Source organism: Lentzea cavernae (assembly GCF_014653695.1).
Taxonomy (GTDB): Bacteria; Actinomycetota; Actinomycetes; order Mycobacteriales; family Pseudonocardiaceae; genus Lentzea; species Lentzea cavernae.
The window spans coordinates 62,968-77,047 of sequence record NZ_BNAR01000017.1 but is presented as its reverse complement, the minus strand read 5'-3'; the positions used below and the strand labels follow the sequence as shown (position 1 = coordinate 77,047).

At 72.1% G+C, this 14,080-nt stretch carries 11 protein-coding genes; 6 read left to right on the top strand and 5 right to left on the bottom strand.

What is annotated here, in order from left to right:
• The 3 genes from IE307_RS37475 to nudC are packed head-to-tail and all read left to right on the top strand — an operon-like array spanning nucleotide 1 to nucleotide 3,613.
• Entirely contained in the window at nucleotides 1-1,284 is a 1,284-nt protein-coding gene (locus IE307_RS37475) for a M16 family metallopeptidase (protein WP_191304205.1), read from the top strand.
• Nucleotides 1,281-2,669 carry a M16 family metallopeptidase gene (locus tag IE307_RS37470; protein ID WP_191304204.1) on the top strand — a complete coding sequence of 463 codons (1,389 nt, stop codon included), beginning with the start codon at nucleotides 1,281-1,283 and terminating at the stop codon, nucleotides 2,667-2,669. Before IE307_RS37475 ends, IE307_RS37470 begins: the two co-directional genes overlap by 4 nt.
• Nucleotides 2,666-3,613, top strand: coding sequence for an NAD(+) diphosphatase (gene nudC / locus IE307_RS37465; RefSeq protein WP_191304203.1), 948 nt, complete (start codon nucleotides 2,666-2,668; stop codon nucleotides 3,611-3,613). Before IE307_RS37470 ends, nudC begins: the two co-directional genes overlap by 4 nt.
• On the opposite strand, the gene IE307_RS37460 is transcribed toward nudC, so the two are convergent.
• Nucleotides 3,610-4,377 (bottom strand): NmrA family NAD(P)-binding protein, encoded by a 768-nt coding sequence (locus IE307_RS37460; protein ID WP_191304202.1) that lies wholly within the window; start codon nucleotides 4,375-4,377, stop codon nucleotides 3,610-3,612. The two genes, nudC and IE307_RS37460, sit on opposite strands and share 4 nt — an antisense overlap.
• 56 nt (nucleotides 4,378-4,433) lie before the next feature.
• On the opposite strand from IE307_RS37460, the gene IE307_RS37455 reads away from it, so the two are divergent.
• Nucleotides 4,434-4,901, top strand: coding sequence for a MarR family winged helix-turn-helix transcriptional regulator (locus tag IE307_RS37455; RefSeq protein ID WP_191304201.1), 468 nt, complete (start codon nucleotides 4,434-4,436; stop codon nucleotides 4,899-4,901).
• Here the strand turns inward: IE307_RS37455 and IE307_RS37450 are convergent.
• Entirely contained in the window at nucleotides 4,890-5,909 is a 1,020-nt protein-coding gene (locus IE307_RS37450) for a DUF2399 domain-containing protein (protein WP_191304200.1), read from the bottom strand. The genes IE307_RS37455 and IE307_RS37450 overlap by 12 nt on opposite strands.
• 53 nt (nucleotides 5,910-5,962) lie before the next feature.
• Between IE307_RS37450 and IE307_RS37445 the strand changes: the two genes are divergently transcribed.
• Together IE307_RS37445 and IE307_RS37440 are read left to right on the top strand one after the other, a co-directional pair.
• Nucleotides 5,963-6,574 carry a TetR/AcrR family transcriptional regulator gene (locus tag IE307_RS37445; RefSeq protein ID WP_191304199.1) on the top strand — a complete coding sequence of 204 codons (612 nt, stop codon included), beginning with the start codon at nucleotides 5,963-5,965 and terminating at the stop codon, nucleotides 6,572-6,574.
• Nucleotides 6,571-7,311, top strand: a complete 741-nt coding sequence (locus IE307_RS37440) for a maleylpyruvate isomerase family mycothiol-dependent enzyme (RefSeq protein ID WP_229905467.1) — start codon at nucleotides 6,571-6,573, stop codon at nucleotides 7,309-7,311. Before IE307_RS37445 ends, IE307_RS37440 begins: the two co-directional genes overlap by 4 nt.
• Here the strand turns inward: IE307_RS37440 and IE307_RS37435 are convergent.
• The 3 genes from IE307_RS37435 to IE307_RS37425 are packed head-to-tail and all read right to left on the bottom strand — an operon-like array spanning nucleotide 7,308 to nucleotide 14,010.
• Entirely contained in the window at nucleotides 7,308-11,351 is a 4,044-nt protein-coding gene (locus tag IE307_RS37435; protein WP_191304198.1) for a TIGR02680 family protein, read from the bottom strand. The two genes, IE307_RS37440 and IE307_RS37435, sit on opposite strands and share 4 nt — an antisense overlap.
• Nucleotides 11,348-12,541, bottom strand: coding sequence for a TIGR02678 family protein (locus tag IE307_RS37430; protein WP_191304197.1), 1,194 nt, complete (start codon nucleotides 12,539-12,541; stop codon nucleotides 11,348-11,350). The genes IE307_RS37435 and IE307_RS37430 overlap by 4 nt, the downstream gene beginning before the upstream one ends.
• The gene (locus IE307_RS37425) at nucleotides 12,538-14,010 is read right to left on the bottom strand and encodes a DUF2397 domain-containing protein (protein ID WP_191304196.1); all 1,473 of its coding nucleotides are present in this window, start codon (nucleotides 14,008-14,010) and stop codon (nucleotides 12,538-12,540) included. The genes IE307_RS37430 and IE307_RS37425 overlap by 4 nt, the downstream gene beginning before the upstream one ends.
• Between the last annotated feature and the right edge of the window lie 70 nt (nucleotides 14,011-14,080).

Below are 14,080 nucleotides of genomic sequence, written 5' to 3'. Positions count from 1 at the left end.
ATGGCCTCACCCGAACTGCACAGGTTCACGTTGCCCAACGGCCTGCGGGTGGTGCTCGCCCCCGACGCCAGCGCACCGGTCGTTGGCGTCAGCGTGCACTACGACGTCGGCTTCCGTTCCGAGCCGGAGGGGCGCACCGGGTTCGCGCACCTCTTCGAGCACCTGATGTTCCAGGGCAGCGAGAGCCTGGAGAAGCTGGCCCACTTCCGGCACGTGCAGTCGTCGGGCGGCACGTTCAACGGGTCCACTCACCCCGACTACACCGACTACTACCAGGTGCTGCCGAGCGCGGCCCTGGAGCGGGCGCTGTTCCTCGAGGCCGACCGCATGCGCGCGCCGAAGCTCACCGAGGAGAACCTCCGCAACCAGATCGACGTGGTGAAGGAGGAGATCCGGCTCAACGTGCTGAACCGCCCGTACGGCGGGTTCCCCTGGATCCTCCTGCCCGCGGTGCTGTTCAAGACGTTCGCCAACGCGCACAACGGCTACGGCGACTTCGTCGACCTGGAGAGCGCGACGGTCGACGACTGCGCGGAGTTCTTCGACACCTACTACAGCCCGGCGAACGCCGTGCTGACGGTGGCGGGCGACCTCGACGTCGAGACCACGAAGACGTTGGTGGACAAGCACTTCGGCGACGTGCCCGCACGGCCGCGCCCGGAGCGCCCCTCGTTCGCCGAGCCCGCCCCGCAGGGTGAGGTGCGCCACGAGCACGGCGACGCGCTGGCCCCGCTGCCCGCGATCGCGATCGGCTACCGCGTGCCGGACCCGACCACCGACATCGACGGCTACCTCGCCTACCTGGTGCTCGCCGGCGTGCTCGCGGACGGCGACGGCTCGCGCCTGCAGCAGCGCCTCGTGCACCGCGAGGGCATCGTGATCGACCTGAACGCGGGCTGCGGCCTGTTCGGGCCGCTCGAGGCCCGCGACCCGGACACGTTCAGCATCACCGCGATCCACGCGGCCGACGTCGAGGCCTCCCAGGTCATCGCCGCCATCGACGAGGAACTGCAGAAGCTCGCGCAGGAGCCGCCCTCGGCCGAGGAACTCGCGAAGGTCACCGCCCGCTGGGCGTCGACCATGCACAAGGAGCACGACCGGCTCACGAACCGCACGCTGGGCCTCGGCTCCGCGGAGCTGCTGTTCGGCCGCGCCGAGCTGATCTACGAACTGCCGGAGCGCATCGCCTCGGTGACCGTCGACGAGGTGTCCGCCGCGGCCAAGGCGCTGCGTCCCGACTCCCGCGCCCTTCTGCTCGTCAAGCCCACCGGAGGAGCCCAGTGACCTCGGCAAAGACCCACCGCACCGCCGAGGAGATCGGGCGCACCGAGACCGGCCCGCGCCCGCTGCCCGAGCTGGGTTCGCAGAAGGCGGCCGCCGAGCTGTCCACTGTGGACACGACGCTGCCGAACGGCCTGCGCGTCATCGCCGTCCGCCGCGCCACCGTGCCGATGGTCGAGCTGCGCCTGCGGGTCCCGTTCGCGGACCCGGCGGGCACCAGCGCCGGCTCCCAGCACTCCGCGATCGCCGAGATCCTCGCGAACACCGTGCTGACGGGCACCGCCACGCGCTCGCGCGTGGAGATCGACACCGAGCTGGCCCTGGTCGGCGGCGAGCTCGACGCCGTGGTCGACCCGGAGCGCCTGAGCTTCACCGGCAACGCACTGGCGAGCGGCCTCGGCACCGTGCTGGAGGTGCTGGCCGACGTCCTGACCGGCGCGTCCTACCCGGCCGACGAGGTCGAGCGCGAGCGCGGCCGCCTGGTCGAGCGCATCTCGCTCGCCCGGTCGCAGCCGAGCGTCATCGCGCGTGAGGCGCTGCAGAAGCTGCTGTACGGCGACCACCCGTACGCGAAGGAGATGCCGGAGGCCGACGAGGTCGCCGCCGTCACCCGCGACGACGTGGCCGCGTTGCACGGCAGGGCCCTGCTGCCGCGCGGTTCGGTGCTGGTCGTCGTCGGTGACGTCGAGCCCGCCGAGGCCGTGTCCCAGATCGGCGACGCACTCGGCGCGTGGCAGGGCGAGGGCGAGGCCGTCCAGCTCCCGCCGCTGCCGAAGGTGTCCGGTGGCGACGTGGCGCTCGTGCACCGCGCCGGTGCCGTGCAGTCGCAGATCCGCCTTGCCGCGCAGGCGATCCCGCGCACCGACGAGCGCTACCCGGCGCTGCAGCTCGCGAACCTGGTCTACGGCGGGTTCTTCTCGTCGCGCCTGGTCGAGAACATCCGCGAGGACAAGGGCTACACCTACAGCGCCCGCTCGCACCCCGAGTTCACCGTGCACGGGGCGACGTTGCTGATCGACGCCGACACGGCCTCGGACGTGACGGCCGCGGCGCTGCTGGAGACCCGGTACGAACTGGCGCGCCTGGGCCTCGTGCCGCCGTCGGAGTCCGAAGTGGACACCGCGCGCAGCTACGCCGTCGGCACGCTGCTCACCAGCACGTCGTCGCAGGGCGGCCTGGCGTCGTTCCTCGTGAACCTCGTCGCGCTGGGCCTCGGCCTCGACTGGCTGGTGGCGCACCCGCAGCGCCTCGCGGCCGTCACGCCGGAGCAGGTGGCCGCAACCGCGCTGGAGTTCTTCGCGCCGGGCAACTTCACCGGCGTGCTCGTCGGTGACGCCGAGCTGCTCAAGCCGAAGCTGTCCGCGTTGGGTGGAGTCTCGTTCCAGTGAGCTTCGACCTGATCGGGCTGCCCGCGCTGTCGCGGTCGGCGATCGACCGGAGCGAGCCGTTGCGCGGCGACGACGAGAAGCTCGCCGCGCTCTGGCCCAAGGCCCGGATGATCGTCGTGGACACGCGCGGCCGCACCCTGGTCGCCGATCGCGGCACGCGGCTGGCAGACAGGCCGGCGCTCGAGTTCGGCGACCTGCCGCCCGTGAACGCCGTCCTGCTGGGTGAGCAGGACGGCGTGGCCTGGTTCGCCGTCCTGATGCCCGCCGAGGACGGCGAGGCGGTGCCGGCGAGCCGTGCCTGGGGCCCGCCCGAGCTCACGGACGAGCCGCAGTGGCTCGACCTGCGGCAGGCGGGCGCGACCCTGGACGACAGGGCGGCCGGGCTGTTCACGACGGCCGCCGCGCTGTTCCAGTGGCACCGGCTCGGCAAGTACTGCGCCAAGTGCGGCGCCAGGACCGTGCTGGAGAAGTCGGGCTGGACGTCGGTCTGCTCCGGGTGCGGGCGGGAGGAGTACCCGCGCACCGACGCGGCGGTGATCTGCCTCGTGCACGACGGCGCGGACCAGGTGCTCGTCGCCCGCGGCCCGGAGTGGCCGGAGGGCCGGTTCTCCGTGCTCGCCGGGTTCGTCGAGGCCGGGGAGTCGCTCGAGGCCTGCGTGGCCCGGGAGGTCGGCGAGGAGGTCGGGGTCGCCGTGCGCGACATCCGCTATCTCGGGTCGCAGCCCTGGCCGTTCCCGCGTTCGCTGATGATCGGCTTCGAGGCCGTGGCCGATCCCTCCGAGCCGCTGGTGCTCGCCGAGGGCGAGATCGCGGAGGCCAAGTGGGTCTCGCGGGCCGACGTCCGCAAGGCGATCGAGGAACCGGGCAGCGTTCCCGGCCTCGGGCTCGCCGGTGGCGCGTCGATCGCGTTCCGCATGCTGCAGAGCTGGTCCGGCGCGGTCTAGGTGGTCTGCGCGGCCTGCGCGGTGAGCCAGGCCGCGTACGAGTGCCAGCGGATCTCGGGGAACTCGGCGTGCAGCGCGGGCACGTCCAGGTCCAGGCCGACCTCGGTGAAGTAGCGGAACATCGCCGCCAGATCGGTGGAGTACCGCTCCGCCCGGTCCATCGGGACCTCGGTGAACTCGGTGCCGCGCAACGCGGCCATGTCCGGTCCGGTCAGGAGATCGCTCGCCAGGTCGATGCGGCGGTTGCGGAAGCGCACGGGTTGCTCGAACGCCAGCGCTGCCGTCGCGGCGATGTCCTCCGGTGCGACGACGTGCAGTGCGAGGCCCGGTGGGATCGGCAGGACGACCGGACCTTCCGCGCTCATGAACGCGGCCGGGCCGAGTACCGTCCAATGTGGATGGTGTGCGGCCAGGTGGCGTTCGACCTCCGCCTTGGTGTCGAAGTGCGGGATGCCGGTGCCGCGGTCGGCGTTGGTGGCCGAGGAGAAGACCACGTGCGGCACGTGCCGGGCCGCGTCCACCGCCGCCTTGCCCTGCACCGTTTCGAGCGGGCCGCTCAACGGGGTCATCAGGAACACGCCGTCGGCATCGGCGAACGCCGCGTGCAGCGAGTCCGGGTCGTCGAAGTCGCCGTGCACGTCGCCGGGCCGGCTGGGGGTGCGGGTCATGCGGCGGACGGTGTGGCCGCGTTCGGTCAGCAGACGGGCCACGGCACCGCCCTGGGTTCCGGAGGCACCGGTGACGGTGATGGTCAAAGCTTTCATGCTCAACATTTGAGCGTGAAAACATCGCGTCGTCAAACCTGTTTTAGGATGAGCCGGTGACGGAGCCGATCTACTCGTGGCTGTACGTGCAGCAGGGCGTGGACGCCGTGAAGGCCGCGATCGGGCGGCGCATGGAGGCCGAGGCCGGGTGCTCGCTGCTGGAGCACGTGGCGCTCTACCAGTTGCACCACAACGGTGGGCGGCTGCAGATGTCCGAGCTCGTCGAGCTCCTGGACGTCAGCCCGTCCGGGGTCACGCGGCTGGTCGAACGGCTGGTCCAGCGCGGCTGGGTGGCCCGCGAGCAACCCGCCGGCAACCGGCGGCTGGTCATCGCCGTGCTGACGCCCGAGGGCGAGGAGGTCTGCGTGGGGACGACGGCGCGGGTGTACCGCGCGTCGCTGGCCGAGGAGTTCACGGGGTTGCTGAGCGAACGCGACCTCGCCGACCTGCGGCGGATCGGGCGCAAGCTGATGGAGGGGCACGACCGGTGGGACGTGAAGCGGTACGCGCCCTCAGAGGAGTGACGGCAGCACGTGCTCCTCGGTGACCATGAGCCCGGTCGTGGCCATGGTCCCGGCGAGCGCCGCGTCCCAGCTCGCCTCCTCCGGCCGGCTGTTCAGCGTCGGCAGCTCCACACCGCGCGCGATCAGCGTGGCCACGGCCTCGCGGTAGTCGGCGGCCGACATGCGCCACGCCGTGCCGCCGGTCCAGGCGAGGACCTCGTTCGTCACGCGGATGCCGTCGGGCGTGAAGTCGTTGTGGCACAGAACGGTCTTGCCGTCGAGGTGGTGCTTCGCCTGCGGTGTCAGACCGTGCGGGAGCACCATCAACGGGCCGGGCACACCGGATTCGAGCAGGCGCGGGCTGCGCACGACGGTGATCTCCTGCGCCTCCAGCGCGTCGTCGAGCGTCAGGTAACCCTGTGAGGTGAGGACGGGGTTGCCGTAGGCGTCGGGGAGGACTCCGGCGCGTTCCCAGTCGAGGCCCGCCAGGGTCAGTGCCTTGTGGACGATGCGGGCGAGCGGGCGGCCGTCGTCGAGGTCGTTGCCCGCCAACGCGAACCGGGTCGTCCAGCGCCGTGGCTCGGCGTGCAGCCGGGCGAGGATCGACGCGGCCTGGTTCGCGATCATCGGCAGCGCGGGCTGCGGGATCTTGCCGTACCTGCGGACGTGCTCGACCCACTCGGCGGCCCAGTCCGCGTGCAGCAACCCGTGCTCCCGCAACGCGAACTTCAGCACCGCGTCCGCCGTCGAGGCCTCCGCGGACGTCGACATCGCGACCGGCGTGCCGTGCATCGACTCCAGGACCTCGGGCAACGTGCTGCCATGGGCGCGGAGGTGTTCGTCCAGCCGCGCCAGCGAGATCTGACGGCGGGCCGGGTGGGCGATCGGCTTGCGCAGCAGCTCGCCCAGGGCGGTGGCGGTGGGAGCGTCCTCGACGCGGAAGCTGAACGCCGAGCGGCCGCCGCCCTCCATCGTCTCGCGGGCGAGGCGCCAGAAGTCCTCGAGTTCAGGGCGGTCGTACTCGGTCACGCCTCCAACCTAGGCCTTGACAGAACGCGGTCGCGAGCGGACCGTACCTAACCATGAGCGCCGCGCCTAATCGTGATAGGCAAGCCGAACGCCGTGAGGCAACTCGCCGGGAGATCATCGACGCCGCGTGGGGGATCGCGCGCCGCGACGGGCTGGCCGCCGTCACGTTGCGCGAGGTCGCGGCCATGATCGGCATGCGGTCGCCGTCGCTGTACTCGCACTTCGACTCGAAGAACGCGATCTACGACGCGATGTTCGGCCAGGCCTGGACGCTCTACCTCGCCGAGATGCGGGAGCGCCCGCTGCCGGCGGCGCCGCGGGAGGCGGTGCTGGCGATCGCCGAGCACTTCTTCGCGTTCTCGCTCGCCGACGTCCCCCGCTACCAGCTGCTCAACCAGCACGCCATCCCCGGCTTCACGCCGTCGGAGGCCGCCTACGCGCCGTCCGTCGAGGTCGTCGGCCTGCTGCAGGACACCCTGCGGGGCCTCGGCGTCACCGACGGCGCCGACGTCGACCTGTTCCTGGCCCTGTGCGGCGGCCTGCTCGACCGGCAGCTCGCCAACGAGCCCGGCGGCGACCGCTGGGTGGGCCAGCTCCCGCGCGTGATCGACATGTTCGCCGACGAAGTCGGCCTGCCCGGACCGTCCCTGAGGAGATCCCGATGACTTCCGCACTCGCCAGCAGACCCAGAACGTCCACATTGGACCGCGACACCGCGATGAGACTCGCGAGGACCGAGTACGAACGGGTCGTCACGCTGCTCGAAGGCCTGGCGCCGCAGGACTGGGCCACTCCCACGGACTGCCCGGCGTGGGACGTGCGGGCGACCGCAGCGCACCTGCTCGGCATGGCGGAGATGTCCGCCTCGGTGCGGGAGAGCCTGCGCCAGGTGAAGGCCGCCCAGGGCCGTCCGGGGGTGTTCATCGACGAGCTGACCGCGCTGCAGGTGGACGAGCGCGCCGGGATGTCCCCGGCCGGGATCCTCGCCCGCTACGCCGAGGTGACCCCGCGCGCGGCCAAGGCGCGGCGGCGCATGCCGTGGTTCCTGCGGCGGCAGAAGATGAGCCCCGCGCAGGTCGTCAACGGCCGCGAGGAGACGTGGACGCTCGGGTTCCTCTCCGACGTGATCATGACCCGCGACCCGTGGATGCACCGCTCCGACCTGGCGCGCGCCCTCGGGGTCCCGATGGTGCTCACCGCCGAGCACGACGGCGTGCTGGTCGACGACGTCGTGCGCGAGTGGTTCGAACGGCTCGGCAGGCCCGTCGCGGTGCGCCTGACCGGGCCCGCGGGCGGCACGTGGGGTGAGGGCGGTCCGGAACTGGAGTTCGACGCGGTCGAGTTCTGCCGCGCGCTCTCCGGGCGTGGGACCGCCCCTCTCAGCACCGAGGTGCCGTTCTAGGGATCGATCCGGTCCAGTGCCGCGCCGTCCCACGTGGTCTGCGTGCACGCGACGCCCCGGCCGTTCTTGGGCCGCAGCACGTCGAAGATGTGCATGCGCGGGATCTTGTCCGACACGCCCCAGCCCGACGGCCAGGTGATCACCCAGTCCATGTCGAGGTCGACCAGCAGGCCCAGCATGCGCGCGATGGTCGGGTCGTCGAGGCGTTCGAAGGCCTCGTCGAGCAGCACCAGGCGCAGCGGGTCGAACTCGTCGCTGACGGCGTCGTAGAAGCTCGCAGCGGCCGCGAACAGCGTCACGTACGAGATCAGCCGGGTCTCGCCGGACGACAGCTGCTTGAGCCGCCGTTCGCGCGGGCCGCCGTCCGGGCCCGTGTCCGCCACGGTCACGGTGAACTGGTGCCACGTGCGGTAGTCGAGGGCGCGCGAGAGGATCTCGGCGTAGCCGCCGGAGTGCGTGTCGCGCTCGTTCTCGATCCGCTCGGTGAAGACGCGGCGCAGCGTGGTGTCCTGCTCGGGCGTGCGCTCGCCGAACGGCAACCGCACCAGCGCAAGCGCTTGCCGCGTCGAGTCGTCCAGCGCGCTCGACGACTTCCACGCCAGCTTGACGTGCACGCCCTGGCTGGACCGGGCCTGGCCGAGCACCTCGTTCATGCGCTTGGTCAGGTCCTCGGCGACGGTGATCTGACCGCGCAGCCACTCGGCCAGGTCGCGGATCAGGTAGTCGGCGAAGATGCCCTGGTACTGCTCGTCGAGGAACCCGCGCTGCTCGGCCAGCTTCGTGGTGACCTGGCGGGCGGCGACGGCGACGGGCTTCGCGCCCTCCTCACCGGTCACGGTGACGGTGAGCAGGCCCGCGTGCTGTTCGGCGGCGATGTCGTGGCTGCCGGCGAGCGAGGTCTGCAGGGCCTGCAGCTTCGCGATCACGGTCGCCTCGGTGCCGCCGCGGCGGTCCGGGGTCTCCGCGACGGCCTGGCGCACCAGGGCCTCCTCGGGGGGCTCCGGGAACGCCGCCGCCAGGAGTCCCGGGGCGCGCACGGTCGCCTGGAAGTTCGCGGACGCCCGCGCCAGCGCCTCCTCGGACTCGACGACCTGCGTGGAGTTGCTCTCCAGCAACGCTTCCAGCTTCGCCGCCTGCTCGCGCGCGGTCGTGATGCTCTCCCGCACGCCCTTGAGGTCCTCGCGCATCCGCTTGCGTGACTTCTCCAGCGACGTGAGCTGCTCGCTGATCTCCTTGGCCTCGCCGCCGACCGCGTCCGTCAGCTCGGCCAGCGTCCCGGCCTGGGCGGCGTGGTCGACGCACCGGCTGTCGGCGTCGGCTTCCGCGGTCTGCCGGTCGGCGACGGCCTCGTGGTAGCGGTGCGAGGCGTCCGTGAGGTCGGAAATGGTGCCCTGACAACGCCTCTTCACCGCGTCACCGAGCAGGTCGGCGGTCCGCTGGGCCTCACCGGCGGCCGCACGGGCCTGCCGCAGCGCCTCGGTGTCCGCAGGCAGCCCGGCGTCCCCGGCCTGCCGGGTCAGCTCCGCCCGCGCCGCCTCGAGCCGCGACTGGGCGTTCTCCAGCGCCTCCCGCAGCTCGAACGTGCGCTGCTGCGAGCGTGCCGCGGACTCCTCGGCTGCCTGGACGCGGCTGTGCTTCGCGATCAGCTCGCTGTCACCGGGGAACGCCGCGAGGTGCGCCTCCCACGTGGCGACGTGCTCGTGGGCGCGCGCCAGCTCGTCCTCGGCGGTGCCGAGCTGACCGCGCAGGCCGGCGAGTTCCTCCTCCAGGGCGGCGATGCGGCGACCCCGGGCGGCCTGCCGCGCGCCCGCGCCGATGAACTCGGCCTCGGGCTTGGTGAAGCGGCCGGTCAGCACGCCGGAACGCCACACGCCGTCCGTGGTGAGGCTCAGCGTGTCCTGGTCGTCCAGCGACACCGCGCGCAGGAGGTCCACGACGAACCCCTCCGGCACCGGCGACCCCTCGACCGCGGGCACCAGCACGTCGGCCAGGGTGCGGCCGCCGACCGGTGAGCTCGCGACGGCCAGCACGTCGTTCAGCTCGGTGTCGGCCAGCGTCACCCAGGCGTCGAGCAGGCCGCTGGCCTGCAACGCGGCCTCCAGCCCCGCCCGTTCGGCGTCGGTCAGCGACGGGGCGAAGTCCACGAGCCGGTAGAACGGCGCGCCCTGCGAGGCGTCGCGGTTCGCCGACACGTACTGGCCGGGCACCGGCACGCGCTCGTTGCCGGACCGCAGGCCGATGAGCTCCTCGTCCAGCGCGTCCAGGCGGGCGCGCAGGTCGGCCCGCTGCTGCGTGAACGCGTGCGCGGCGTCGCGAGCCGTCTGCACGAGCGGTCCCGCCCACTCGCGGGCGGTGGTGCTCAACGTCCTGGCGGCGGCCGGGTCCGCGGTCCGCGGCAGCTTCAGCGCCTGCGCCGGGCGTTCGTCGAGCAGAGGGCCGCTCGACGTCCACACCTCGACCTGCCGCAGCCAGGCCTGCACGACCTCAGCCAGCTCCTGCATCTCCTGGTTGCGCATCGACGTCGACTCGGTCGCGCCGAGCTGGGCGTCGCGGGCCTTCTGCCGCAACGACTCCACCTCGCGCTGCTGCGCGTCGAGCGCCAGGGCCTGCTCGTGCAGCGCCATCGCCAGCGCACCGCGTTGGCGGGCAAGGGAAGCGATGCCCGCCGTTTGGTCGACCACCGTCGTCAGCGCGGTCAGCACGTCCTCGGTCGCGGCGGCCGGCGGCACGCGCCGTTCGATCGGCAGCGGCCCCGCCTCGGGATCCGGCTTGGCGCGCACGGAGTCCGTCGTCACCGCGGCCTCGGCGGCCGGGACCTGCGGCACCTGCGGCGCGAGGTCCGAGTCCATGCCCGCGAGGCGCAGGTGCTCGCGCAACGGGTCGCTCAGCGCGTCGGCGGCCTGCAGGTCCTCCGCGAGGCGCTGGAGCAGCCGCAGCACGTTGTCGACGGCGGCCTCCTCCTGGGCGCGCTGGCGGTGGGCCGTCTCGAGGGCGGCGACGGCGGAGGAACGCTTCTCCGCCACCAGGTTCTCGCGCGTCTTGAGGTCCTGCAGGTCGCGGAACGCCGGCAGCTCCTTCAGCGCCGCGATGGTCTCCTCGGCCTGCTGCTCGCCGGTCTCCATGTCGGTCAGCGCCTGCTCGGACGCCGAGCGCTCCATCCGCGTGAGGTCCAGCTCCTGCGTGAGCTTCGACTGCTCGCGCCGCAGCTTCGCCACCGACTTCTCGGCGCCCTCCAGCCGTTCGGAAGCATTGCGGAGACCACCGAACGCGTAGTCGCGGTAGGTCTTGAGGAACGTGCCCAGCGCACTGTCCGCGGAGGACAGTCGCACGATGTTCTCGCGGATCGACTCCAGGTCGTCGAACGACGTCGCGAGCTGCTCGACCATCGTCTGGTCCAGCGGCGGCAGCGCGTCGCTCAGGATCTGTTCGAGCTGGCCCTCCAGCACCTTCAGGCCGACGTCCGGGTTGCGCAGCGTCCGCTGCAGGTGCAGCAGGTCGCCATAACGCGCGGCGGGCACGCCGTAGACGGTCTCGGCGACCTTCGCGCGGAACGCCGGTTCCTCGAACATGCAGTCCGCGCCGATGAGGTCGCGCAGCTGCGCCGGTCCGTGCGGGACGCGCTCCGGGCCCGCGAGCTGCAGTTCCGCGCCGACGCGCATCGGCGTGACGAAGCGCCACGAGTCCGTGATGGCCTGCGAGGTCTTGGACGCCTTCACGCCCAGACCGCACGTCAGGTACTCGTTGCCGCTGTGGTCGGCGGCCTCGCGGATCAGCTCGACCCACGCGTAGCCGATGCGGTTCGGGCCGCCGTCGTAGTCGTCCAGCATGAGACGCCGGAGGCTGACCGTGTCGAAGCCCTTCGAACCGAGCTGGCGCAGGTCGCCGTCCAGGCACAGCGGGAGCAGCAGCTCGAGCGTGCGGGACTTGCCGGAACCGTTGGTGCCCTGGAAGATCGCGCGGCCACCGGAGAAGTCGAACGTCTGCTCGGTGTACTGCCAGATGTTGACCACGCCGCCGCGGTGCAGCCGCCACCTGCTCATGAAACGTTCTCCTCGTCGAACAGGGACCAGCTCGGTACTTCGTGCACCACAACGGGTTCGGGTAGTTGTTCTCGTTCGGGATCGCCGTCGGGGGACGGCAGCCAGCGGTGCGCGGCCGCGCTGATGGACCACCCCTGCTCGTGCGGGACGGCCAGACCCATGCGGCGCAACAGTTCCGTGACTTCGGCGACCAGCCGGTCGAGGTCGTCGGTGAACTGCTTCGACCACGCCGCCGGGTAGTCCTCGACGAGCCCGGCGCAGACCTCGCGCAGGCGTTCGGCGGTGACGACGTACCGCGCGGGCGCGTCCTCGTCCTCACCGTCGACCAGGTCGGGTAGGGCGAGCAGGGTGAGGCGCGCGACCGTCGAGACGCCGGGGAACGACAGGTCGGTCAGGAACTCCTCGGGGTCGGCGGCGAGCACGCCCTCGACCCGGCACTCCGTGTGCAGGCCGAAAGCCTGCTCCAGCAAAGCGGTCTCCTTGCGCTGGTTGCGCCGCAGCCACTCCGCCTGCTCGTCCGGCAGGTCCGCGTAGAGCACCAGCGGCGTCTCGACCAGCCTGCGCCGCACCGCGTGCTCGACGCCGCGCGGACCGGGCCGCGCGGCCAGTTCGACCAGGTGGGCCGGGCTCTGGGCCTCACCGACCGGGCCCGTCACGAGCTGGCCCAGCAGGTCGGTGTCGATCGTGATCAGCGCCTCCTGGGGCAGCACGTCCTGCGCGACCGAGCCTTCGGTCTCGTGCAGCACGCCGAGGGAGACGAGGTGGCGCAGGGCCGCGGTGAGCGCACGCCGTTCGGAGATGTCGTCCGGTGCGTCGATGCCCGCTTCCACGGCGGCGGAACGGATGTCGGCCACGAGCCTGGAGAGCAGGGTCTGCCGGCCGATGCCGGTCAGCACGGCCAGGGTCAGCGCCAGGTACGCGTAGCCGCGCGGGGACATGCTGAGCACGCCGCGCGTGTCGTCGTTGCCGGGACCGGACTTGTAGAGGCGCGCGAACCGGCGTTCGACGACGAGCCGGTAGCCGAGCAGGCCCGCGAACAGGTCCTGGAGCACCGCGCGGTGCCGGAAGACCAGGGTGAGCAGCTCGCCGTCGGGACCGTCGGAGCGCAGCAAGGGCCTGCGCAGCAACGTTCGCGCGCACCGCACCACGTTGGCGGCGTCGATGTCGGAAAGGTTGTCGAAGTGGTTCATCGCTTTAGTGCCACCGTCGCGTCGTGCAGGGTGAGGGTGCCGGCGGCCGACTTGATCCGCGTCGTCGTGCCGTGGGCGATCTCGAGTTCGAGGCCGCGCACGGGATCGCTGGCCGACCCGCTGTCGTTCGGCGAGTCCCGCTGGGCCATCGCGAGCGTCAGCAGCTCGCAGAAGACCTCCAACGCGCCGTGCGTGAGCGTGGTGTTCTCCAGATTCCCGGCGGCCTTGGTCAGCTCGGCGACGTGCCGCGCGCGGATCTCGTCGGCCTCCCGGGCCTCCGCCAGCAGCGACTGCTCGGTCATCGGGTCGTCGAGGATCCGCGACGGCCTGCCGCGGCCACCCCGGTCACCCCGGGTCCGGACGCTCACGGTGACGTCGCAGGCCGGGCCGTCGCGCCACGGCGTGCGCTCGTTGTCCGAGTCGTGCTCGGGCGCGGGGGAGAGGTGCCGGGCGCTGTAGAGGCCGAACGCGGACGCGTAGATCTCGTGCGCCTGCTCCCTGGTCGAGTTGTCGAACCAGGCGGCGAGCTTCAGCAGCTCGGCCCGGCGTCCGGGGAGCAGGCCGCCGCCGGAGGTCGCTCGTTTGACGCTCGCCAGGAGGCTGCCGATCGCGCGGGCCGTGGCTTCTCTGAGTGCCGTGACCTGGCTCGGGCGGCCTGGGCGGTCGACGAACCAGTCCGTCAGCTCCTGCCAGTCCTCGGGCGTGCGGCCGCGGGCGCGTTCGACGTTCTGGCCGAGGTCGGTGCCGAGGAGGCGGAGGAGCTCGGCGCGGGCCTTCGTGAGACTTGCCAGCGCCGCCGCGATCGGGGGCGTGAACTTCAGGACGTCCTCGACGACCCGCTGGATGTACTCGACCAGCAGGTTGCGGAAGCCCGCGATCTCCTCGGGCGCCAGGTGGTTCCTCGTGACGACCTGACCGAGGTAGGCGTAGAAGTCGCGGACCGTCGCCGCAAGCTCGGCGTGCTGCAGGAACAGCGTGGTGACGCGTTCGGCCAGCAGCTCCTTGGTCTTGTCGCCCTCGTTGAGCAGGGCGACGGACAGCGACCCGCCCAGCTCGTTGAGGCCGCGTTCGATCGCGGGGAGCAGCTCGCGGGACACCTCGCGGGCGCCCTCCGGGACGCGCAGCAGCTCGTCGACGTCCCGCTGCACGCGGACGGCGAGCTTGGAGACCTGGTAGCGGACGCTGCCGTGCTGGAACTCGGCGATGCTGGCCGCGACGACCTCGCGCCGGCCCTGGACGAGGTTGCCCCACTCGACCAGCTGCTTGAGGCGGTTGATGACGTTCTCGATGCGGCTCTCGCCCTGCTCGACGCGGCCCTCGCGCTCCTGGCCCGCCAGCGCCCCGGCGACCTCGCCCGCGGACAGGTCGGCGAGCAGCGTGGAGGTGAACAGCCGCATGATCGCCAGGTACGTGCGCTGGTGATCGCGCGCGTCCAGATAGGCGTACAGCTTCAGCCGCTTGTGCTCCACGACCGGCCACCCTAATGCGCGCGCCGGGGCGACGCGGCGCTACCGTGCCTTCGACGAACTGGGGAGGATG

Coding starts and splice junctions, on each gene's coding strand:
- IE307_RS37445 (WP_191304199.1), top strand. CDS start 5,963: ATGAGCGCCGCGCCTAATCGTGATAGGCAAGCCGAACGCCGTGAGGCA.
- IE307_RS37430 (WP_191304197.1), bottom strand. CDS start 12,541: ATGAACCACTTCGACAACCTTTCCGACATCGACGCCGCCAACGTGGTG.
- IE307_RS37440 (WP_229905467.1), top strand. CDS start 6,571: ATGACTTCCGCACTCGCCAGCAGACCCAGAACGTCCACATTGGACCGC.
- IE307_RS37475 (WP_191304205.1), top strand. CDS start 1: ATGGCCTCACCCGAACTGCACAGGTTCACGTTGCCCAACGGCCTGCGG.
- IE307_RS37435 (WP_191304198.1), bottom strand. CDS start 11,351: ATGAGCAGGTGGCGGCTGCACCGCGGCGGCGTGGTCAACATCTGGCAG.
- IE307_RS37460 (WP_191304202.1), bottom strand. CDS start 4,377: ATGAAAGCTTTGACCATCACCGTCACCGGTGCCTCCGGAACCCAGGGC.